General features: G+C 40.8%; 1 protein-coding gene. It reads right to left on the reverse strand.

Annotated features, from left to right (window positions below):
- On the reverse strand, window positions 1-260 hold a 260-nt coding region (locus CBI42_RS11920), incomplete at both ends, for a divalent metal cation transporter (RefSeq protein ID WP_179211440.1).

The following is a 260-nucleotide window of genomic DNA, read 5'->3' on the forward strand; positions in this document are numbered from 1 at the left end:
ATACCGTTACTTAACATAGAAGTGTTTGATAAGGCATCGAACAATCCGAAGAATGAAGGATCCTTAACAGCACCAGTCTTGAACACAGCAACACCCATAACTAACAAGAGTGAGTTGATAACCCATGCGAATGACAACTGGATGTTTGAATCCCAAGTTGAGAAACGTACGGTACGTGCAACATCGTCTTGATCGTTATGATCAACTTTACGTGTTTGAGAAATAGCTGAATGCAGATACAGGTTATGGGGCATAACAGT

The sequence above is a fragment of the Streptococcus sp. KR genome (genome assembly GCF_002238115.1).
Classification (GTDB): domain Bacteria; phylum Bacillota; class Bacilli; order Lactobacillales; family Streptococcaceae; genus Streptococcus.